The 640-nt window shown below is 57.3% G+C and carries 1 protein-coding gene; it reads right to left on the reverse strand.

Annotated features, from left to right (window positions below; all coding sequences use genetic code 11):
* Window positions 1-194: 194 nt before the first annotated feature.
* On the reverse strand, window positions 195-640 hold a 446-nt coding region (locus A3754_RS05965; RefSeq protein ID WP_082904763.1), incomplete at its 5' end, for an aminoacyl--tRNA ligase-related protein.

Consider the following 640-nt stretch of genomic DNA (forward strand, 5'->3'; position numbering starts at 1 on the left):
TTCGCCGCCGCCAGCCAGCAGAGCCACTTTGCCCTGCAAACGCCAACTGATCGGTAAAAATTCCATGCTTGCTCCCGGTAAACGCCGGACACCAGATGCATTACGCCTGGCGCAAACGGCAGAACCCCTTCGTTACAGGTTTGCCATAGGCGAACACCCATTGCCGCATCCGCCGCCGTTGCGCCAGAACAGCCTTACGTCAGGCGTTCCAGACCTCTCATGTAGGGACGCAATGCCTCCGGCACGGTCACGGAACCATCTTCGTTTTGATAGTTCTCCAGAATCGCCACCAGCGTACGCCCTACTGCCAGGGCAGACCCATTCAAAGTGTGTACCAATTCTGGCTTGCCGGTTTCCGGATTACGCCAGCGGGCCTGCATACGGCGCGACTGGTAATCCTGAAAGTTGGAGCAGGAAGAGATTTCCCGATAGCGCTGCTGGCTCGGCAGCCAGACTTCGATGTCGTAGGTTTTGGACGAGGAAAAGCCCAAATCTCCGCCACACAGGATCACCACCCGGTAAGGCAGATCCAGTTTTTGCAAAACCGCTTCGGCATGGCCGGTGAGCGCTTCCAGAGCGGCATCGGATTCCTCTGCACGCACCATCTGCACCAGCTCCACTTTTTCAAACTGGTGTTGGC

The organism is Alcanivorax sp. HI0083 (genome assembly GCF_001635175.1).